13 protein-coding genes are annotated in these 17,683 nt (G+C 69.8%); 12 read left to right on the forward strand and 1 reads right to left on the reverse strand.

Annotation, left to right across the window (positions count from 1 at the left end):
- The first annotated feature begins 6 nt into the window (after positions 1-6).
- Positions 7-4,134 carry a glycosyltransferase family protein gene (locus KGA65_RS01830; RefSeq protein WP_225861671.1) on the forward strand — a complete coding sequence of 1,376 codons (4,128 nt, stop codon included), beginning with the start codon at positions 7-9 and terminating at the stop codon, positions 4,132-4,134.
- 274 nt (positions 4,135-4,408) lie between these two features.
- Positions 4,409-5,830, forward strand: coding sequence for a sulfotransferase family 2 domain-containing protein (locus KGA65_RS01835; RefSeq protein WP_225861434.1), 1,422 nt, complete (start codon positions 4,409-4,411; stop codon positions 5,828-5,830).
- Here the strand turns inward: KGA65_RS01835 and KGA65_RS01840 are convergent.
- On the reverse strand, positions 5,813-6,958 hold the full coding sequence (locus KGA65_RS01840) for a glycosyl transferase family 90 (protein WP_225861435.1): 1,146 nt from the start codon (positions 6,956-6,958) through the stop codon (positions 5,813-5,815). The two genes, KGA65_RS01835 and KGA65_RS01840, sit on opposite strands and share 18 nt — an antisense overlap.
- A 116-nt stretch (positions 6,959-7,074) precedes the next feature.
- Here KGA65_RS01840 and KGA65_RS01845 point away from each other — a divergent pair, with 116 nt between their 5' ends.
- The 10 genes from KGA65_RS01845 (at position 7,075) to KGA65_RS01890 (ending at position 17,670) form a co-directional block, all read left to right on the forward strand.
- Positions 7,075-7,800, forward strand: coding sequence for a hypothetical protein (locus tag KGA65_RS01845; protein ID WP_225861436.1), 726 nt, complete (start codon positions 7,075-7,077; stop codon positions 7,798-7,800).
- Complete coding sequence (locus tag KGA65_RS01850; RefSeq protein ID WP_225861437.1) at positions 7,797-8,699, forward strand: hypothetical protein; 903 nt, start codon at positions 7,797-7,799, stop codon at positions 8,697-8,699. Before KGA65_RS01845 ends, KGA65_RS01850 begins: the two co-directional genes overlap by 4 nt.
- A gap of 53 nt (positions 8,700-8,752) precedes the next feature.
- On the forward strand, positions 8,753-9,967 hold the full coding sequence (locus KGA65_RS01855; protein WP_225861438.1) for a glycosyltransferase family protein: 1,215 nt from the start codon (positions 8,753-8,755) through the stop codon (positions 9,965-9,967).
- Positions 9,964-10,932, forward strand: coding sequence for a hypothetical protein (locus KGA65_RS01860; RefSeq protein ID WP_225861439.1), 969 nt, complete (start codon positions 9,964-9,966; stop codon positions 10,930-10,932). Before KGA65_RS01855 ends, KGA65_RS01860 begins: the two co-directional genes overlap by 4 nt.
- A complete protein-coding gene (locus tag KGA65_RS01865; protein WP_225861440.1) occupies positions 10,929-12,098 on the forward strand; it encodes a glycosyltransferase in 1,170 nt (389 codons plus the stop codon). The genes KGA65_RS01860 and KGA65_RS01865 overlap by 4 nt, the downstream gene beginning before the upstream one ends.
- A gap of 153 nt (positions 12,099-12,251) precedes the next feature.
- Positions 12,252-13,706, forward strand: coding sequence for a mannose-1-phosphate guanylyltransferase/mannose-6-phosphate isomerase (locus KGA65_RS01870; RefSeq protein WP_225861441.1), 1,455 nt, complete (start codon positions 12,252-12,254; stop codon positions 13,704-13,706).
- 39 nt (positions 13,707-13,745) lie between these two features.
- Positions 13,746-14,567 (forward strand): hypothetical protein, encoded by an 822-nt coding sequence (locus tag KGA65_RS01875; RefSeq protein WP_225861442.1) that lies wholly within the window; start codon positions 13,746-13,748, stop codon positions 14,565-14,567.
- Between the two features lie 51 nt (positions 14,568-14,618).
- Positions 14,619-15,665, forward strand: a complete 1,047-nt coding sequence (locus tag KGA65_RS01880; RefSeq protein WP_225861443.1) for a sulfotransferase family protein — start codon at positions 14,619-14,621, stop codon at positions 15,663-15,665.
- Positions 15,662-16,450, forward strand: a complete 789-nt coding sequence (locus KGA65_RS01885) for a hypothetical protein (protein ID WP_225861444.1) — start codon at positions 15,662-15,664, stop codon at positions 16,448-16,450. The genes KGA65_RS01880 and KGA65_RS01885 overlap by 4 nt, the downstream gene beginning before the upstream one ends.
- Positions 16,447-17,670: a glycosyltransferase family 4 protein gene (locus tag KGA65_RS01890; RefSeq protein WP_225861445.1), complete on the forward strand. Its 1,224-nt coding sequence runs from the start codon at positions 16,447-16,449 to the stop codon at positions 17,668-17,670. Before KGA65_RS01885 ends, KGA65_RS01890 begins: the two co-directional genes overlap by 4 nt.
- Positions 17,671-17,683: the final 13 nt, after the last annotated feature.

Raw genomic sequence — 17,683 nt, forward strand, 5'->3', positions numbered from 1 at the left:
GTGCTGATGTTCGGTCGGGCCAAGAAGGCGAGTTCCTCCGTCCGTGGGCGGGTTGAGTCGGTCGAGGGGCGGAGCCTGCGTGGCTGGGCCTGTGCGGTGGGGCCGAGCGAGACCCTTGAGCTGCTCGTCGATGGCCAGGCGGTGATCGCCGGAGTGACTCGCCTCGACCGGGCCGATGTGCAGGCCGCCTTGCACAGCGAGCGTCTGGCCCTGGGCTTCCGCATCGTCCTGCCCTCCGGGTTGGAGGAGCGGCTGGCCGATGGCGGCCGCTGCCGGCTGGCCGTGCGGGTCAACGGGCAACTGTTGCCCGCGGATGTGGACCTGACTCTGGATGCCGCCCGCTGGGCGGCGCTGGCGGTGCCCGCTCCCACCGTGGGGGCGGTGCAGGGGCGGTTGGAGGCGCTGGAGGGCTTGCTGCTGAAGGGGTGGGTGGTGACGGCCGATCCCCGGGCACGCATCGAATTGCTGCTGGCCGGCGAGCTCGTGGACGCCGCCAGTGTCCGGGTGGAGCGCGAAGACGTGCGCCAGACGGTGCCGGGGGCGCCCGCGCTGCCCGGCTTCGAGCTGGAGCTGCCCTCGCATCTCTGGCAGCAACTGCCCGAGGGTCGTGAGGCGCAGCTGTCGGTGCGGGTCCAGGACCAGGTGCTGCCCAGCGACGTGGTGCTGCGGGTGGGGCGGCATCAGGTGCTGGAGGAGTTGCAGGCGCTCGCCACCAGCGCGGACACGGCAGATGACACGCGGCCTGTGCGGCAGTACCGCCTGCTGGCTGCGCTGGAGCATGCGGCGGCGGCGGGGCTGATGACCCACCTGCCGCCGGCGCTGGCCGCTTTCGTGCGGCGAGAGACCGCGCGTTTCGGGCTGCCGGCACCGCAAGACGCCGGGCCGGGCGCGGAGCTTGCACGGCCGCGTGCGGAGCACGACATCGCCCAGCTCACCGTGTGGCGGGCACAGCGGGATTTCAACGCCCGCTGGAGGCCAGGGGCCGAGGCGGCCGCGGTGCTGCGGGAGACGCTGAAGGCGCAGGCACTGGGCGAGGACACCGCGCAGCGGTTCCTGCAGACCCTGATCCCGTTCTTCTGTGCCCAGCACCAGTACGCGGCCTTGCGGGTCCACCTGGACATTCCGGCGTTGAAGATGCAGGCCAAGGGGGGACAGGCCTGGGCCATTTCCCTGCTGCTGGCCGAGTGCGTCGCAGCCGCCGATTTCCAGCAGGCCGCCAAGGTGACCCAGCGCCTGCTGGACGCGCCGGGCTGGCTGAACACCGAGTGCGTGGCCCAGGCCGCCCGGGACTTCCTGCGCCATGGCGAACGCCATCCCGTGCGTGACGAGGCCGCGATGGCGCTGGGGCGGGCGCTGGTGGCTTTGCTCGACCGGGTGGCCCGCGATCCTTGGGGGCGTGCCCACGATCTCCATCTGATCGACGCCCAGGTGTCTTTGCTGCTGATGGCGCCGGCCTGGCCCGCGAAGCTGACCGAAGAGCTGCTGGACAAGGCGCAGCGGCACTACGCCTTGGTGCCGGCGTTCTGGGACTGCCTGCTGCGCCGCTGGCCCGCGGGCGTGGCCCTGCCAGGGCGGCTGGCAGCCGCGCAGCGCGCCATGACCCAGTTGCAGGTCTTGCTGCGTCCAGGGGCCTCGGGACGTTTGGCCGAAAGCGATCTGGAACTGGCCTTGCAGCAGCTGCGTGGCGGCCTCAATCGTGGACATGCCGATGCCTGGCAGGCCGCGCGCGAGATCATTCTGGCCCTGCGCATGACGCCGGGCACCCCCCCGGGGCTGCCGCGCTGGGTGGCCGAGCTGGAGGGACTGGCGCCGTCGGATGTGCTGCGCTTGGCGGCGCATCCGCTGACCGACGTGCAGACCGATTTGCCGAGCGACCTGCTGCGCCAGGCCGTGCGCGGTGTCACCGGGGTGCCGCTGGGGCCGCTGGCCGAGCAGACCTGTGCTGTCTGGCGGACCCTGGCGGCGGCCCGTTCCGATCAGGCTCATGCGGCCCTGCCCACGCTGAGCGAATGTCGGCGCCTCAATGTTAGGGAGACCCAGTTCCTCGGGGTCCATCTGGCGACGCTGCGGCTGGTGCTGATGGCGGAACGGGACTCCACGGGGGCAGGGCAGGTGCCCGATGCCGAGCTGGCCGAGCTGCGCAGCCTCTGGATGAGCGCCTGGCAGCAGCGGGCGGTGGACGAGGTGCCGTGCGCGCCGCTGTGGAACGCCTGGTTGCTGGTGCAGCGGCTGCTGCGGCGTTGGCCCGCGCAGTCGGGCTGGTCCGACCTGGTGGCCGATTGGTCGGCCTGCCTGACCCCCGAAGCGCAGGCGCCGGTTCATCTGCCCGACGAGGAACAGCTGCGGCTGAGCAGCCCTGGCTGGGGGCAGGACACGCTGGTGGTCGTCTATTCCTGTCGCGCGAACCTGGCCAGCCGTGTGCAGGCCATCCGCGACAGCTGGGGCCGCAGCCTGACGGTGCAGGGGGTGCCCTGGGTGGTGCTGGTGGGCGAAGGGGACGGAGTGGCGCCGACGGGGCTGGCCGGCGACCTGTTGGCGCTGCCGGTGTCGGATGCCTATGAGCACCTGCCCGACAAGACCCTGGCCCTGATGGCCTGGGTGGTCCGGCACACCGATTTCGCCTACCTCTACAAGATCGACGACGATTGCCATCTGGACGTGGGGACCTTCCAGGCCCGTTCTCTGCATCGCTGCCATCACTACATGGGGCGCCCGCTCCGCCGCGGGGAGGGCGATACGGACCGCCGCTGGCACCAGGCGCGTTCAGCCTCTGCGCGCGGGGCGGGGGCTTTGGACAAATCGCCTGAGCCCTCGGTCTATGCCGATGGGGGCTCCGGCTACTTTGTCTCGCGGCCCGCCATGCAATGGCTGGGACGGCGCAGCGCGACCACCCAGGGCGCACGCCTGCGCCTGGCGTCCTTCATGGAGGACAAGCTGATCGGCGATCTGCTGGCGGGCTGCGGCGTCCCCCTCAGTGCCGAAGGCTACGAAACCCTGGTGCGCCGGCGTTTTGGCCCGGGAGCTGCTCCGGTCAATGCATACCAGAACACCTTCTTCCCTGGGCAGTCGAGTCCCACCTGGGTGACGCATCTGGACGAGTCCAGCTCGATGGCCAGCGTCGAGGCCGCGCGGGTACAGACCGCGCTGCGCCCGCCGCGCCTCTGGCCCACCGTGGCCCAGCCCGTGCTGGGCGGCGTGGCGGGCACCAACCAGCTGGAGTTGCTCAGTACCCCCGAAGGGGTGGCGGCCCTGGCCGACGCGCCGGTGATCGTGGTGGCCGTGGCGCGCAACGAGAAGATCCTGATGCCGCACTTTCTGACCCATTACCGGGCCCTGGGCGTGCGCCACTTCGTGCTGGTGGACAACCTCTCCGACGATGGCACGCGGGAGTACCTGCGGGCCCAGCCAGACGTGGTGCTCTATTCAGCCGACACGGAATACCGGCATTCCCACTATGGGGTGGCTTGGCAGCAGGCGGTGCTGGGGGCGCACGCGCTGGGGCGCTGGGTCGTGCTGGCTGACATCGACGAGATGCTGGTCTACGAAGACTGCGAACACCGCCCCATCACCGAATGGCTGGCCGAGCTGGATGCCCAGGGGCACGACGCTGCCCTCACCCTGATGGTGGACATGTATCCGGAAGGCGATCTGTCGGCCGCTGATTTCACCGCCGGTGGCAGCCCGTTTGAGATTGCGCCGTATTTCGATGCGCAGCCCCTGGTGCACTGGCAGCTGGGGGCGGGCCACTATTCCAACGGTCCGACCTACCTCAGTGCCTTGCGGCATCGCTTGATTCCCGGCTCGGCTCCCAACCTCTACACCTCGCAGAAGGTGGCGGTGTTCCGTCATGCCCCCTGGGTGAGGCTGTCGCAGGGTCTGCATTACGCTTCCAACCTGAAGGTGGCGCCGCAGCCGGTGGCCTTTGCCCATTTCAAGTACCACGCGGGCTTCCAGCAAAAGGTCTTGCAGGAAATCGCGCGCAAGCAGCATTTCAACGGGGCCGAGGAATACCGCAAATATCTGGCCTTGGTGGCCGAGGCCCGTCAAAGCCTGCAGGATCCCCAGCAATCCCGGCGATGGACGGGAAGCCGGCAGCTGATGACCCATCTGTGGGACACCCACCGCGATGACTGAGCAGCATTTCCCCATCCTGCCCGCACAGGAGGCGCCCGTGCTCTGGTGGTGGCCTGACGGCGTGGCGGTGGCGGACGCGCCCTCAATGCCAACGACCGAAGAAGGGGTGCCCTGGATCCGTCCGTTCATGGCGGAACGTGGGGGATCGGCGTCGTCGGCCCAGGACGACCGTTGGCGCCACGCCCAACTCAAGGCGACCCTGGAAGAGGCTCTGGCCCGCCGCCGGCCCCTCGTGCATGGGGGGGGAGACGGGGGGCCTTTGTTCCAGTGGGCCTTGCTGCGCCTGGCCACCCGTCTGGGCTATCGGCATCGCGTGCTGCATTGGGCGGACCGGCTGCGGGCGTTGCGTGCAGTGGCCCATCGTCTGGGGTGGCCGGACCAGGAGCGTCGTTTGCCGGTCTTGCTGCGCGCCGACGCCGCCATCCAGCAACGGTTGGCGTATGTCTGCCAATTGATGCAGGCAGGCGGCCATGACTGGCAAGCGGTGTCGCTGGCAGCGCCCCCGGACGCATTGCTCTTCTCGGGCCTGCCCGCCCCCTGGGGGGAGGCCATGAGCCGCGCGTTGCAGGCGGCGTCGGCACCGCTGGCCGATGCGGCCGAAGCCCAGTTGAATCGAGAGACGGCTTGGCGAACGGATCTGCAACAGCGGCCCTGTTTCCTGCGGCCGAAGGCGTCAGAACCCGAAGGGCGCGATCCGCGCGTCAAGCTGGCGCGCTTCGATGGCCTGCCGCCCTGGCTGGAGAAGGGGAGCCGGCTGAATCCGGGAGGCGTGGTGCTCTTTGACAGTCCGGCCCCGGCTCGACTCAGCCTGGCCCAGGACGGCGTGACCCATGCCCTGGACTGGCCGTGTCCGTCTCCGGGCGTCGCCGCCAAATGGCCGGATCTGCCGGCGGCCAAGGCCGCCCGTTTTCGGGCGGCCCCCCTGCAAGCGGATGACCGCCGCCCCGCCCGCCTGGTCGTGCAACCTGCCGATGGGGCGGATATCCCCGCGTTGGACCTCCGGTTCCAGCCGCACCCGCGCCCGCAGGTGTTGGGCATCTTTCTGTCCCGCTGGTCCATTGGCTATCAGCCGATACCCAAGGTGGCGTGCACGTCCTTGAAGGAAGCGTTGTTCCGGCTGGTGATGCAGGCGCCGTTCTCGCCGAATCTGGGCGGGGGCGCTTCGCACATCCATGCCTATTTCGACCAGCGTGAGCAGGACGTCACGCAGGCGGCTTGGCGGTTCCTGGTGGTCCGTGATCCGATCCAACGCTTCCTGTCGGGCTACAGCAACCGCGTGCTGCACCACCGGGAACTCTCGCGCGACTATGTCGCCCGCTTGTCCGACAGCCTGGGGCTGCAGCCGGACGAGTTTCCCTGTGACCCGGATCTGGACACCTTCATCGCCAACTTCGACTTCTACTGTCGCGTGCCGACCATCCACCACCATTTCCGGCCCGTCAGCGAGTTCGTCGCGCCCTTGGTGGCCTTTGACCGGGTTTACGCGTTTGAGGAACTGTCCACCTTGGCGACGGACCTGTCCCAGCGCACCGGGCAACCTTTCACGATGCCCCATTCACAGCGGGGCGGGCCCAAGCTGACCGTGGGGCAGATCGGGCCGGCCTCGATGAAGAAGCTGATCGACATCTACGCCCAGGACTACGCGATGCTGGCGCGCTATTACGCGCCGCCGGCCGCTTCAGCGGCGGGCCAGTGACCAGGTCGTTGGCAAGCCGGCGGTGCAGATCACCTGCTGTTCATAGCGCCGCAAGGTGGCGTAGTCGGCGGCCTCGCGCATCGCCACATCCAACTGCGGTTGCAGCAAGGCGTGGGCGGCGCGGATGATGTCCAGACAGCGTCGAGGGTGTCGCAGCAGGTCGTCCACGGTGGCCTCGATGGCTTCGCGCTCGGGGGGCACGGGCACGTAATGCACCCAGGGCTCCAGGCCGGCATCCAGGGCCGTTTCCCACTCCGAGTCGACCATCAGCGTGACCGAATTGGACAGCAGGCTCCAGTATTTGTTGGTGCCGATGTCGTTGCCATCGATCACGAGGAGAAACTTGCCCCCGCAATGCTCGGCCTGTGTGCGTCGCTGGCCCACCAGCCCATCCAGCAGCGTTTGAAGGATGGGGCTGTGGTCAAGGCGGGTCTGCTCCTGCGCGGACAGGATCAACTTCACATCCGCCCAAGGCGTGTTGCGCAGAGCATGGGCCACGCGCCAGCGCGCCGTCTGGGGCAGATGGTGCTGTGCTCTGGATTCTTGACCTGCCATGAAAGATGAGGCAGCCCACCACAATTGCCTGTCGTCCGAAGGGATCGTGCCGCTGATTCGACCTCGCCAGATCAGGTTGGATGTTTTGGCTTCAAACGGAATGGGATCTGGCTCCAACGGCAGATTGGTGCTGCCCGGGCCCATGAAATACCAGCCAAGCGGGAGCAGCACCACTTGCCCACGCTGAGCGCGTTTCCGTGCGAACTGCAGCACGGGCGTCCCCTGCAGTTCTGGCATGAACTGCGTGTAGTCCCAGGGCTGACCGTCTGACCAATTGGTCATGAAAAGACCGTGCAATTTCCAGGATCGGACCAGATTGCCAAAACGCGCCTGGCGGCGAGCCAATGGGCGCTTGGTTTCCGGGTGGCTTTCCACGAAGGCGCCCGTGGCGTCATCCCAGCGAGAAGCGGCCTCTCCCCTGGCGGTCGGGAAATAGCAGGGGGTGTCGGGGTCCAGAACACCCATCTGGGCCATCTGCCGACAAGCGACCAATCCGGCTTCGGTCAGCGCAAACGTCCTCCCTGGCGAGATGTCGGCCCAACGAAAATCCAGTTGATCATCCAGCCAAGCCATTCGTGCAGACCCTCCCAGGTATCGGCCATTTCGGACGCTGGGCCGCATTATCATTGCCCGCACCCTGGGGCGCGTCGTTCCGATGGCCATGGGGAATTCTTTTGCTTCGGAGTGCCATGCCCGACTCTGCCGACACGCCGCGCCTGGCACGGGCGCATGAACTCACGCTGACCTTGCGGTCCCTGCAGCGGCGTCTGAACCAGACTGTGGATGCGTTGTGCGGGCTGGCCGCTGGCGAGGTGGCTGAGGCCGTCCCGGCCCCGGCCCATGGGGAGGACTGGGGGCCTGCACTGTTCTCGCTGCCGCTGGTGGAGCCCGTGCGTCTGCAGCCAGCCTCCGGCACGGCCCTGGGGCCAGGAGCCATCTTCTACGTGGGCGAGCACCAGGGCGTGCTGCAACTGGTGCAGGCCCCGGTCTCTGGCGTGGGGGCCCCGCGCTATGCCTGCCGCATCAACTTCGCCGATTTCGACGGGGAGTGGATGTCGCTGGTGTTCGACCTGCGTCCACTGCTGGAGACGGTCTTGCCAGGCCAGACGCGGCTGGTGCTGTGGGCTGAACACGAGCGACTGCCGGCGCAGGCGCTGCAGGTCCGGTGCAGTTGGCGCAGCGAAGGAGGAGAGCTGCAGGTCAGCCAAGCCGGGGTGGAGGCTGGTGAGCCGGTGCAGCTGTCGCTGGACCTGGGGTGGCTTCAGCCGGCATCGCTGCAGGTGCTGGACCTGCATCTGATCTTCCCGGCGGCGGGGCGTGGCACCATCACCTTGCGGGGGATGCAGGCGTCGATGCATGTGCAGCCCGTGGCCACGACGGGGGGTGACCCGGATGTGTTCGAGGAGACGCCATGAGCCCGAGCGTGGCGGGTGCTGCCTGCATCGACTGGGCGGGGGGGCAGGTGCTGGGCTTTGCCCTTCCTGCCACCGACGATGTGCTCTATGAGCGCGTCACGCTGACCCTGGACGGTCTGCCGCTGGTGTCGGCGGTGGCCAACCGGTCGGTGTTCGAGCTGGGTGAGGCCTGGGCCAGCCTGCCCGTGCCGGCCCGCGAGCAGAGCGGGTTTGCGCTGCGCATCCCACAGCGGCGGCTGCTGCCATCTCACCTGAGTGCGGCGCCGTTGACCTTGGCAGTGCAGGACAGCCAGGGCCGATGCCTGCTGGAGACCTCACTGGCCGGCGGCGCGGCGGTGCTGGCGCTGACCGATGGCGCGCCGGTGGATTTGCTCTACGAGGTGCATTTCCAGGGCGTGGAGGGCGGCTCGCTTCTGGGGGAGGTGAGGGACCGCCTGGGCTTGGGGCACCGGCCACCGCTGTGTGTGCGCTTCAACGAGGGGCCGGCGCAGCCCGTTCCCTGGCTGGGGGAGCCGGCCGAGGCCGGCGTGCACCGCTTCGAGATCCCGCTGGCTGCCGAGTCTCTGCAGGCGGGTGCCAATCTGCTGCAGCTGACGGGGCGGGAGGGGCAACCCCTGGCCAGCTACCCGATCCGTCTGGGGGCGGCCTTTGAAGGCGATCCCGCCCAGCGCTTGCAGGCCCTGGAGACCGAGGTGCAGTTTCTCAAGCGCCTGCTGCTGAGCCCGCCGGAGGGCGGCACGGGCGCGGCGCCGCTGGACCTGCTCAAGAGCGAGATCGTGGGCATCTGCTCCGAGATGCTGGGCATGCAGCGCATCCACCTGGAGCGCGAGATCGATGCGCGCCTGCGGCTGGCGCTGGCCGCCGCCGAGCCGTCACCGCCCGCCGATTCGACACCATGACGGCAGCGCAGTCCGGGGCCCGCGGACCGCGTCGGCTGTATGTGTTCTCGCCCATGCCGCCGCAGCGTAATGGGCTGGCCGACTACCTGATGGCTTATCTGCCCCGCCTGGCGGCCGAGCACGAGGTGTGGGTGGTGGCTGCGTCCGACCAGGCGTCGGCGGTGCAGGCGGCCCGGCCGGCCGCCGCACCTTGGCGGGTGCTGGATGAAGCGGGGTTCCGGGCCCGCCAGCCTGACCCGGAGGCGCTGGTCCTCTACAACCTGGGCAACAACAGCGACTGCGTCTACATGCTGGATCATCTGCCGGGCTGCCGGGGCGCGGTGCTGCTGCACGACATCTCGCTGTTCTATCTGCATCAACTCGCGGCCGAGCAGGGCTGGATGGGCACGCTGATGGACGGCTGGCTGGCCGACGACGGCCACGCGGTGCCGCGCGCCTTCGTGCGACGAGATGGTTCCCTGGCCCGCACGCCCGGCCTGCTGTACCAGGAATGCCTGATGCTGCGCCGCCTGCTGCAGGACGCGCCTGGGGTGCTGGTGCACACCCGTTATGCCGAAGGGCGGCTGCTGGGGGCGGTACCCAGCCTGCCTCTGGCACGCCTGACCCGCCTGCCGCACTTCGTCGCACCGGCCGAGCCCTTGCCGCCGGCCCGGGTGGCCGAGGTGCTGGCCCGTCACGGCGTGACGGAGGAGGCGCGGCTGCTGCTGGTCCCCGGCTTTCTGACGGGCAACAAGATGCTCTACGAGATCCTGGCGGCCTTCCGCCAGGTGCAGGCCGAAGGCCTCCCGCTGCAACTGCTGTTCGCCGGCGAGGAACGGCCGGACGAATACGCGCTGTCCCGACGCATTGCCGACTGGTGGCCGACCGGGGGCGGCCCCACGGTGACGGGCTACCTCAATGCGCAGGCCCTCGATGTTCTGCTGGCGCGCGCCGACCTGAGCTTGGTGCTGCGCTACCCGACCTATGGCGAGTCCTCCGGCATCCTGCCGCGCGCCGCGCTGGGGGGCGCGCGGGTGTTGACGGTGGACATCGGCGCCTACCCGGAGTTCTCTTCTCCCCTGGTCACCCCCCTGCGGGTGGGGGCCTGGTTGGTGGACAGCCTGGTCGGGGCGATGCGGGCGTTGGCCGCTGAGCCGCCCCTGTCGCCCGCCGAGCGCCAGGCGCGCCAGCAGGCCGAGGTGGACCGTCAGGCGGCGCTGAGTCCCGCGGCGCTCTACCCGGCCTTGCGGGATTGGTTGCACCGCTGTGCCGCGGAGCTGGGGCGATGAGCGCGGTGGCACCGGATGTGGCCCTGCGGCTGGACGCCTGGCTGGCCCTGCACGGTGCGCCGCCATCGTCGCTGGTGGTGCTGGCCGAGGCGGTGCCGCGTGGCTGGCCCCTGTTGGATGCGCTGACCACGCTGGTGGGCGTGCATGTGGCCGGTCCTCACCCGGGCGACATGCGCCGCTCGCCAGGCTGCCGGCCCGATCTGCGGCCGCGTCTGGAGGGCACACGGGATGGACCGGAGCTCGCAGCCTTGTGGCGCCGGGCCGATCTGCGGGTGATGTCCGTGTCGGCGGCCCATCGCCTGCCTGCGCTGCAGTCTTGGCCGAAAGACGGCGGCCACACTGGTGAGATGCTGCTGTGGGGCCCAACCGGCGACGCCGGTTGGGCTGCCTGCATGGGCCTGATCGCCGCGGTTGGCCTGCGTGAGCTGCCGATGCCCGCGGGCTGGCGAGGCCTGGCTTCGCCCGACCTGTGCCTGCGCGCCGAAGCCACGGGCTGGGGGCGGGCCGGGGGGCTGGACGGCTGGTGTGAGGCGCTGGGCCAGCGGGGCCTGGCCTTGCAGCGGGTGCATCAACCCCAACCGGGATGGCGGCTGCTGGTGGACCCCATGCAGGCCATGGTGGCGCCCTCGGAAATGGTGCGCCAGCGCCTGACGATCTGGGGACGGGCCCTGGCCGACCGGCGGGGCAACTTCGGCCTGCTGCGCCCTTGGACGGGGCCGTTGACACTGCGGCTGCAATGGGGGGGGCTGGCCGTGCGCCTGACGGAGGCCTCGTTGGTGCTGGCGGGGGGCGCGGCCTTGACGGCCCGGGTGCGCAGCACGCACCACGGGCAACTGCTGGAGGCCTTTCTGCCGGCGCTGGCGCCGGGGCAAGGGGCCTGCCTGCAGGGGGTACTGCCGGCCCATGCCCTGCCGTACCAGGATGGCGCTGAGGTGAAGGCCCTGGCCTGGGAGTTCGCCGCATGATGCAGGTTTCGGCTTCGCGAGCGCCTCGTGTGCTGCTGGTCACCTTCAACCGGCTGATCCCGGCCGACCAGGGCAATGCCCGGCGCATCATGCAGCTGGTGCGGTTGTATGAAGGGCTGGGGTGCACGGTGGACGTGCTCTACCACGCCGAGGAAGGGCTGGACCCGGGCCTCTCGCGTGCCCTGCAGCAGCGCTTCGGGTTGGTGCGTTGTGTGTCCTCGAGGGCCACCAAGCGCATCGGTGCGGACCATGTCTGCCGTCTGGCGGATTGGTACGACCCGCAACTGCCTGCCGTGGCGCAGGAGATGCACCGCCTGCGCGACTACCAGGTCGTGCATGTCAACTACATCTGGTATGCCCCGCTGCTGGCCCATTTCGGTCCGAGCGTCGTCAAGGTGCTCGACAGCCACGATGTGTTCGCCGACCGGGCCGAGGCCTACCGGCAGGCCGGGCTGACCCCGGCCTGGTTCAGCACCACCTGCGCGGAGGAGGACCGGGCCTTCCGCCTGGCCGATGCGGTGCTGGCCATCCAGCGCGACGAGGCCCGGGTGATGGCCGCGCGCGGCCATGCCAATATCCTCTTCCTGCCCTATCTGGAGCCGCAGGAGCAGCCCTTCGGGCCCCGGGGGGCCAGTGGGCCGCTGGTGCTGGGCTACCTGGGCAGCGGCAACGACTGGAACATCCGCAGCATGCGGGCCTTTCTGCAGGCCTGGCAGGCCCAGGCCGATCGTCCTCCCGCCCGGCTGCTGGTGGCCGGGGGCATCTGTCGGCATCTGGCGGACCAGCCCGGCATGGCCAAGATGGGCTTCGTGCAGGAGCTGCAGACCTTCTATGGCGCCATCGATGTCGCGATCAACCCGATGGTCGGCGGGACCGGCTTGAAGATCAAGACGGTGGAGCCGCTGTCCTTTGGTCGGCCGGTGCTGTCCACCCCGGCGGGCATCCAGGGGCTTGGCGAGGTCTGGCAGTTGCCCGTGTCCGCCTCGGCCGAGGCCCTGGCTACCGATCTCAGCCAGTGGCTGGCCGGGCCGCGCCAGGCCTGGCTGGACGGCTTGCTGGCCCAGGCGGCCGCCACGCGGCAGGCGCTGGACGCCGAGTTCGACGCGCAACGGGCCCGCCTGGCGCGCTGGCTGTCGCGGCGGCTGGGCGGGGGGCGGCCCGCCTGATGTCGTCTGGCGAGGGGATGTTTGCGGTGCCGGGGGCGATGCGGCACCGGGCGGGGTGTGCTTCTTGCGTAAGCTGCTGCCCCGGCGCCCCGTGGGATTGCACCGACATGGGGCTCTCGTACACTGCCCGACAAGACCCAAGGAATGCTCACCATGTCGATTTCTCAGATTCCTGTGCAACCCGTGATCATGGCCGGTGGCAGTGGCACCCGGCTGTGGCCGCTCTCGCGCGCGGGCTTCCCCAAGCAGTTCCTGGCTCTGTCGGGCGATGACAGTCTGTTCCAGCAGGCCGCGCGCCGTCTGGCGGGCCTGTCCAGCGACGACATCGCCGCCCAGCCGGTGCTGGTGGTGGGCAATGGCGAGCACCGTTTCCTGGCGCTGGAGCAGCTGCGTGAACTCCAGCAGACGCCCTCGGCCGTGTTGCTGGAGCCGGTGGGTCGCAACACCGCTCCGGCGCTGACCCTGGCGGCCCTGCAGGCGACGGCGGGCGGGCAGGACCCGGTGCTGGTGGTCACCCCGGCCGACCAGACGGTGGCCGACGAGGCCGGCTTCGCCAGCACGCTGCGCGAGGCGGTGCGGGTGGCCGCCGGTGGCGCCATCGTGATCCTGGGCATCACGCCCGACCGTCCCGAGACCGGCTACGGCTACATCCGGGCCGCGGCGGCCGAGCCGGGCGAAGTGGCCAAGGTGCGCCAGTTCGTCGAGAAGCCCGACCGCGCGACCGCCGAGCGCTACCTGGCCGAAGGCGGCTACACCTGGAACAGCGGCATCTTCGTGCTCAAGGCCTCCGTCTGGCTGGCCGCGCTGGAAGCCTTCCGCCCCGACATCGCCAGTGCCGTGCGCACGGCCTGGGCCGCGCGCGAGCAGGACGGTGTCTTCGTGCGCCCGGGCAAGGAGGCCTTTGCCGCGGTGCCCTCCGAATCGGTGGACTATGCGGTGCTGGAGAAATGCCCCGGCAGCGCCTTCGACATCCGCGTGCTGCCGCTGGCGGCCGGCTGGAACGACCTGGGCGCCTGGGATGCCGTCTGGCAGGTGGGCGCCAAGGACGAGGCCGGCAACGTCACCCAGGGGGACGTGCTGCTGCAGGATGCCCGCGACACCCTGGTGCACGCCACCAGCCGGCTGGTCAGCGTGGTGGGGCTGAACGATGTGGTGGTGGTGGAAACGCCCGACGCCGTGCTGGTGACCGACCGTGCGCGCAGCCAGGACGTCAAGCACATCGTCTCCCAGCTCAGCGCCGGGGGGCGCAACGAGCACACGCTGCACCGCAAGGTGCACCGGCCCTGGGGCTGGTACGACAGCATCGACCATGGCGGGCGCTTCCAGGTCAAGCGCATCTTGGTCCGCCCCGGTGCCTCGCTGAGCCTGCAGATGCACCACCACCGCGCCGAACACTGGATCGTGGTCAGTGGCACCGCCGAGGTCACCTGCGGCGACAAGACCCTGCTGCTGACCGAGAACCAGAGCACCTACATCCCGCTGGGCGAGGTGCACCGGCTGACCAACCCCGGCAAGCTGGAGCTCGAGCTCATCGAGGTCCAGTCCGGCAGCTACCTGGGCGAGGACGACATCGTCCGCTTCCAGGACACCTACGGTCGCGCCAGCTGAGCCGCGGCCGATCCACACACGCCGCAGGAGGGGCACGGCATGCTGATTGGTGAGAAGTTCCTGTTCGTGGAGTTGCAGAAGACCGGCTCCACCCACATCAAGCAGCAGCTCCAGGCCCTGTTCGGCGGTGTCAACGAGGGCAAGCACAACAAGCCCACGCCGGAAATGCTGGCCTCCGGCCGGGCCGTCATCGGCTCGATCCGGGATCCCTGGTCCTGGTACCTGTCGCTGTGGTCCTACGGCTGCCAGCGGCGGGGTAGCCTGTACAACCGGCTGGTCGATCCCGAGGCCTGGAAGCGCAGCCTGCTGCTGATCGAGCAGCGCCAGCGCCTGCACGGCGACCTGCCGGTGGCGCAGCTCACGCCGGTGCGGGCCCATGACGTCTGGTACGCCGATGTCGGCAGCGCCCAGGGCTTTCGGGAGTGGCTGCGGGCGGTCTGCCTGCCCGAGATGCGCCTGACGGTGCAGATGGGCTTCAACAAGTCCCGGGTCGGCCAGTTCGGCTGCGGGCTGATGACCTACCGTTACCTGCGCCTGTTCACCAGCGGGGTCGACAACCTGTCCGACGAGGTTGCCACGGTCGACGATTTTCGACGGTGGGTGGACACGCATTTCGAACCGACCCAGATGATCCGTCTGCACCGGGTGGCGGAGGACCTCATCGCGCTGGGCGAGACCCTGGGGCAGCCCCTGTCGCCGGCCCAGTGCGCAGCGTTGCGTGAGGCCCCGCCGACCAACCGCTCCTCGCGGCCCCATCCCTTTGCCCACTACTATGATCAGCAGTGCCTGGACTGGGTGGCCGAGCGCGAATGGCTGCTGATCGAACGCCACGGCTATGAACGACCGGTGCTGGCGGGGTGACCGCCAGGGCGGGGCCGACGGGTGCACGACTCGGACGACGGTGAGGCCGTGATGAAAAAAACCGTTCTGGACGCGGGCGAGGACTGTGGCCTGGCCAAGTTCCTGGTCCACCGGGGGGCGCAGGCCTGCCTGCTGGCGCCGGCGCCCTTGCTGCAGGCGCTGACGGCCCAGGCGGGGGTGCCCGCGTGTCCGGCGGTCAGCACCGTGGCCGACATCCCGTTGGGGGTCAAGCGCGTCTTTGCACATGCGCCCGATGACGAAGCCGGTCTGGTGGCCCAGGTGCAGGCCGCCCGGCCTGAGTTGGCGGTGTATGGCTGGACCTCCCTCATCCCCGTCCTGGTGGCCGACCGCAAGCTGCCGGTGCCGGGCGAACGGCTGCCCTTGCCCACGCACCGTTTTGCGGTCGTCTGCACGCCGCGCACCGGCAGCACCTTTCTGTGCGAGCTGCTGGAGGCGGGCGGTCTGGGCGCGGCCCGCGAACATCTGCGCTGGCCCCTGATCTACGCACTGCGCCACGGGGTGGCGGCCGACGTGGCCTTCGACCAGGTGCAGCGCCACGGCGCGGTCGATGGCATCTTTGGCACCAAGCTGATCTCGCATTTCCTGTTCGATGCGGTGGGGCAGGCGCAGGCCGGGGCCTTTCTGCAAGGCTGGGCCGAACAAGGGTTTCGCTTCATCCGGCTGCGCCGCGATCCGGTGGCGCAGACGCTCTCGAAGTTCAGCGCCAAGCGCAGCGGCGTCTGGCATGCGCGGGGCGCGTTGGCCGAGGGGCGTCGCCGTCGCCTGGCACAGGTGGCCTACGACTTTGCCGAGTTGAGCGAGATCCACCGGCGCACCCTGGACGAAGACCGGTCGTTGGATCTGGCCATGGCCGAACTGCCCGCCGACCGGGTGCTGGCGCTGGACTACGAGACGGTGGTGGCCGAACCGCTGGAGACCCTGGCGCGCTGCGCCGCCTTTCTGGGCCTGCCGGCCCATCCCGAGCGGGTGGATTTCGCCGCCTTGCCGACTCAGCTGTCGGCCACCCATGACAACACGCGGCAACTGCGTGAACGTTTCCTGGCCGACCTGGCCGCCCGCCCGGACCTTGCCCCGTGACCGACGTCCATCTCCCCCGTCCGCCCCAGACCGTCCGTGCCAGCGAATTGCTGGAAGGCGATGACGAGGGCTTCGTGATCAACGCCTACCTGGCCCTGCAGCGGCAGTGGCCGGACCCGGGGGGGTTTGCCCACTACCACTGGCTGTTGTCCCAGCGTCCCGAGGCCCGCTTGGAGGTACTGCGCGATATCGCCGGCTCTGCCTCCTCGAAGCGCACCGGGGTGCGCTTCGAGGACGACTTCCCGCCCGAGCAGGCCGCCGCCCCGCGAACTGCCGATCCGGTGCAGGCCCGGCTGAGCTACCTGGCGGCCTGCGAGCGTCTGCGGGTGCCGCAGCTCGCCGCCCAGTCGCAGGAACTGCAGGCCCTGCTGTCGGGGGTGAGCCTGGAGGGCATCGGTGACGCGGTGCGCACGGTGATCGAAACCAGCATGGCCCAACTGGCCCAGCTGGAATCGCGGCTGGCCAGCCTGCAATCCGAACTGGCGGACCTGCGCGCCCGCCTGGCCCAGCCGGTTCTCAGCCAGCAGCCACTGCCCGCCGATGGCACACCGGCCTGGATGGTGCATGAGCTGATCCGGTTGGGGCAGCGGGTGCAGGCGCTGGAACAGGGGCGGGTGGATGAACTGCCCGGCCGCACCGCCGACGATCTCAAGCGCCAACTGACCGACTATGTGAACGCGCTCACCACGGTGCAAGCGGATCTGGCCCACCAGGAGCGTGAAGCCCTGGCGGCCGTGGCCGTCCAGACCCGGCCTGCGGCCGCCAACGCTTCGGAGTCAGCATGAGTGCGCTGCGTCTGGTGATGTTCTCACCGCTGCCGCCGCGCAGGTCCGGCATTGCGGCCTACACCGCCGAGCTGCTGCCCGCGCTGTGCGCGCAAGGGCCGGTGACCGTGGTCAACGAGGAGGGGCTCTCACCCGAGGTGGCGGCGCAGCTGCCCGACTGCGGCGATGCGCTGCAGGTGCTGTCGCTGGCCGAGTACCAGGTCGAGCCGGGCCTGCGCGCGTTGCCGCACATCTACCAGATCGGCAACAACGCCGACCATGTGTTCGCCTACCAGGCCTTCCGGGCGCGCCCGGGCCTGCTGGTCCAGCACGACTTCAACCTGCACTACCTGGTCGAGGACGCCACCCTGGCACGCGGCGATGCCGAGGGCTACCGTGCGGTGTTGCAGGAAGAGTATGGCGACCCCGGCACCACCCTGGCCATGCTGCGGCGCGCGGGCGTGTTTTCCGAGGCGCAGAAGCTGAGCCTGCCGCTCAACCGCCACCTGCTGCGTCAGGCGCAGGGTGTCATCGTGCACAACCACTGGATCCACGATCGGCTGCCGGTCGAGCTGCGTGAGGCCACCTGCGTGGTGCCGCACCATCATTCACCCGCGGTCGACGAGGTGTCTGGCCTGTCCCAGGCCGAAGCCCGCCAGCGCCGCGGCCTGCCGGCCGAGCCCTTCCTGTTCCTCTCGCTGGGCTTCATCACCCCGCCCAAGCAGATCCAGGCCACGCTCTGGGCCCTGGGCCTGCTGCGGCAGCGGGGGCGGCAGTTCCGCTTCGTGATCGTGGGCGAGCGCAACGCCGGCTTCGACATCGACGCCCACATCCGCCGCCATGGCCTGGAGGACTGGGTCACCGTGACCGGCTACGCGCCCGAGGCGGACTTCTTCGAGTACATCGTGGCGGCGGACGCGCTGGTCAACCTGCGCTATCCCACGGTCGGCGAGAGTTCGGGCACCCTGGCTCGGGCGCTGGCGCTGGGCCTGCCCGCGGTGGTGCACAACTTCGGCCCTTCCAGCGAGTACCCAGACGATGTGGTGCTGAAGGTGCCGCTGGAGCTGGGCGCACCGGCCCACCTGGCGGCGACGCTGGACAGCCTGCTCACCCATGCCCCGCTGCGGGATGCGCTGGGGCGCCGGGCGGCCGCCTACATCCGGTCCCACTGCACTGTCCAGCACTCGGCCGAGGCCTACCGGGCCTGGCTGGCCCGCTTTCCGCAGGCCGGCGCGGCCTGAGCGGTTTCCCCGC

Origin of the sequence: Ideonella benzenivorans (assembly GCF_020387415.1) — a bacterium.
Classification (GTDB): Bacteria; Pseudomonadota; Gammaproteobacteria; order Burkholderiales; family Burkholderiaceae_C; genus Ideonella; species Ideonella benzenivorans.

Bases quoted from the DNA above. Each gene is read 5' to 3' on its own strand.
- KGA65_RS01850 (WP_225861437.1), top strand. From the start codon at position 7,797: ATGAGCCCGAGCGTGGCGGGTGCTGCCTGCATCGACTGGGCGGGGGGG.
- KGA65_RS01845 (WP_225861436.1), top strand. From the start codon at position 7,075: ATGCCCGACTCTGCCGACACGCCGCGCCTGGCACGGGCGCATGAACTC.
- KGA65_RS01875 (WP_225861442.1), top strand. From the start codon at position 13,746: ATGCTGATTGGTGAGAAGTTCCTGTTCGTGGAGTTGCAGAAGACCGGC.
- KGA65_RS01865 (WP_225861440.1), top strand. From the start codon at position 10,929: ATGATGCAGGTTTCGGCTTCGCGAGCGCCTCGTGTGCTGCTGGTCACC.
- KGA65_RS01870 (WP_225861441.1), top strand. From the start codon at position 12,252: ATGTCGATTTCTCAGATTCCTGTGCAACCCGTGATCATGGCCGGTGGC.
- KGA65_RS01890 (WP_225861445.1), top strand. From the start codon at position 16,447: ATGAGTGCGCTGCGTCTGGTGATGTTCTCACCGCTGCCGCCGCGCAGG.
- KGA65_RS01880 (WP_225861443.1), top strand. From the start codon at position 14,619: ATGAAAAAAACCGTTCTGGACGCGGGCGAGGACTGTGGCCTGGCCAAG.
- KGA65_RS01840 (WP_225861435.1), bottom strand. From the start codon at position 6,958: ATGGCTTGGCTGGATGATCAACTGGATTTTCGTTGGGCCGACATCTCG.
- KGA65_RS01830 (WP_225861671.1), top strand. From the start codon at position 7: ATGTTCGGTCGGGCCAAGAAGGCGAGTTCCTCCGTCCGTGGGCGGGTT.
- KGA65_RS01860 (WP_225861439.1), top strand. From the start codon at position 9,964: ATGAGCGCGGTGGCACCGGATGTGGCCCTGCGGCTGGACGCCTGGCTG.
- KGA65_RS01855 (WP_225861438.1), top strand. From the start codon at position 8,753: ATGCCGCCGCAGCGTAATGGGCTGGCCGACTACCTGATGGCTTATCTG.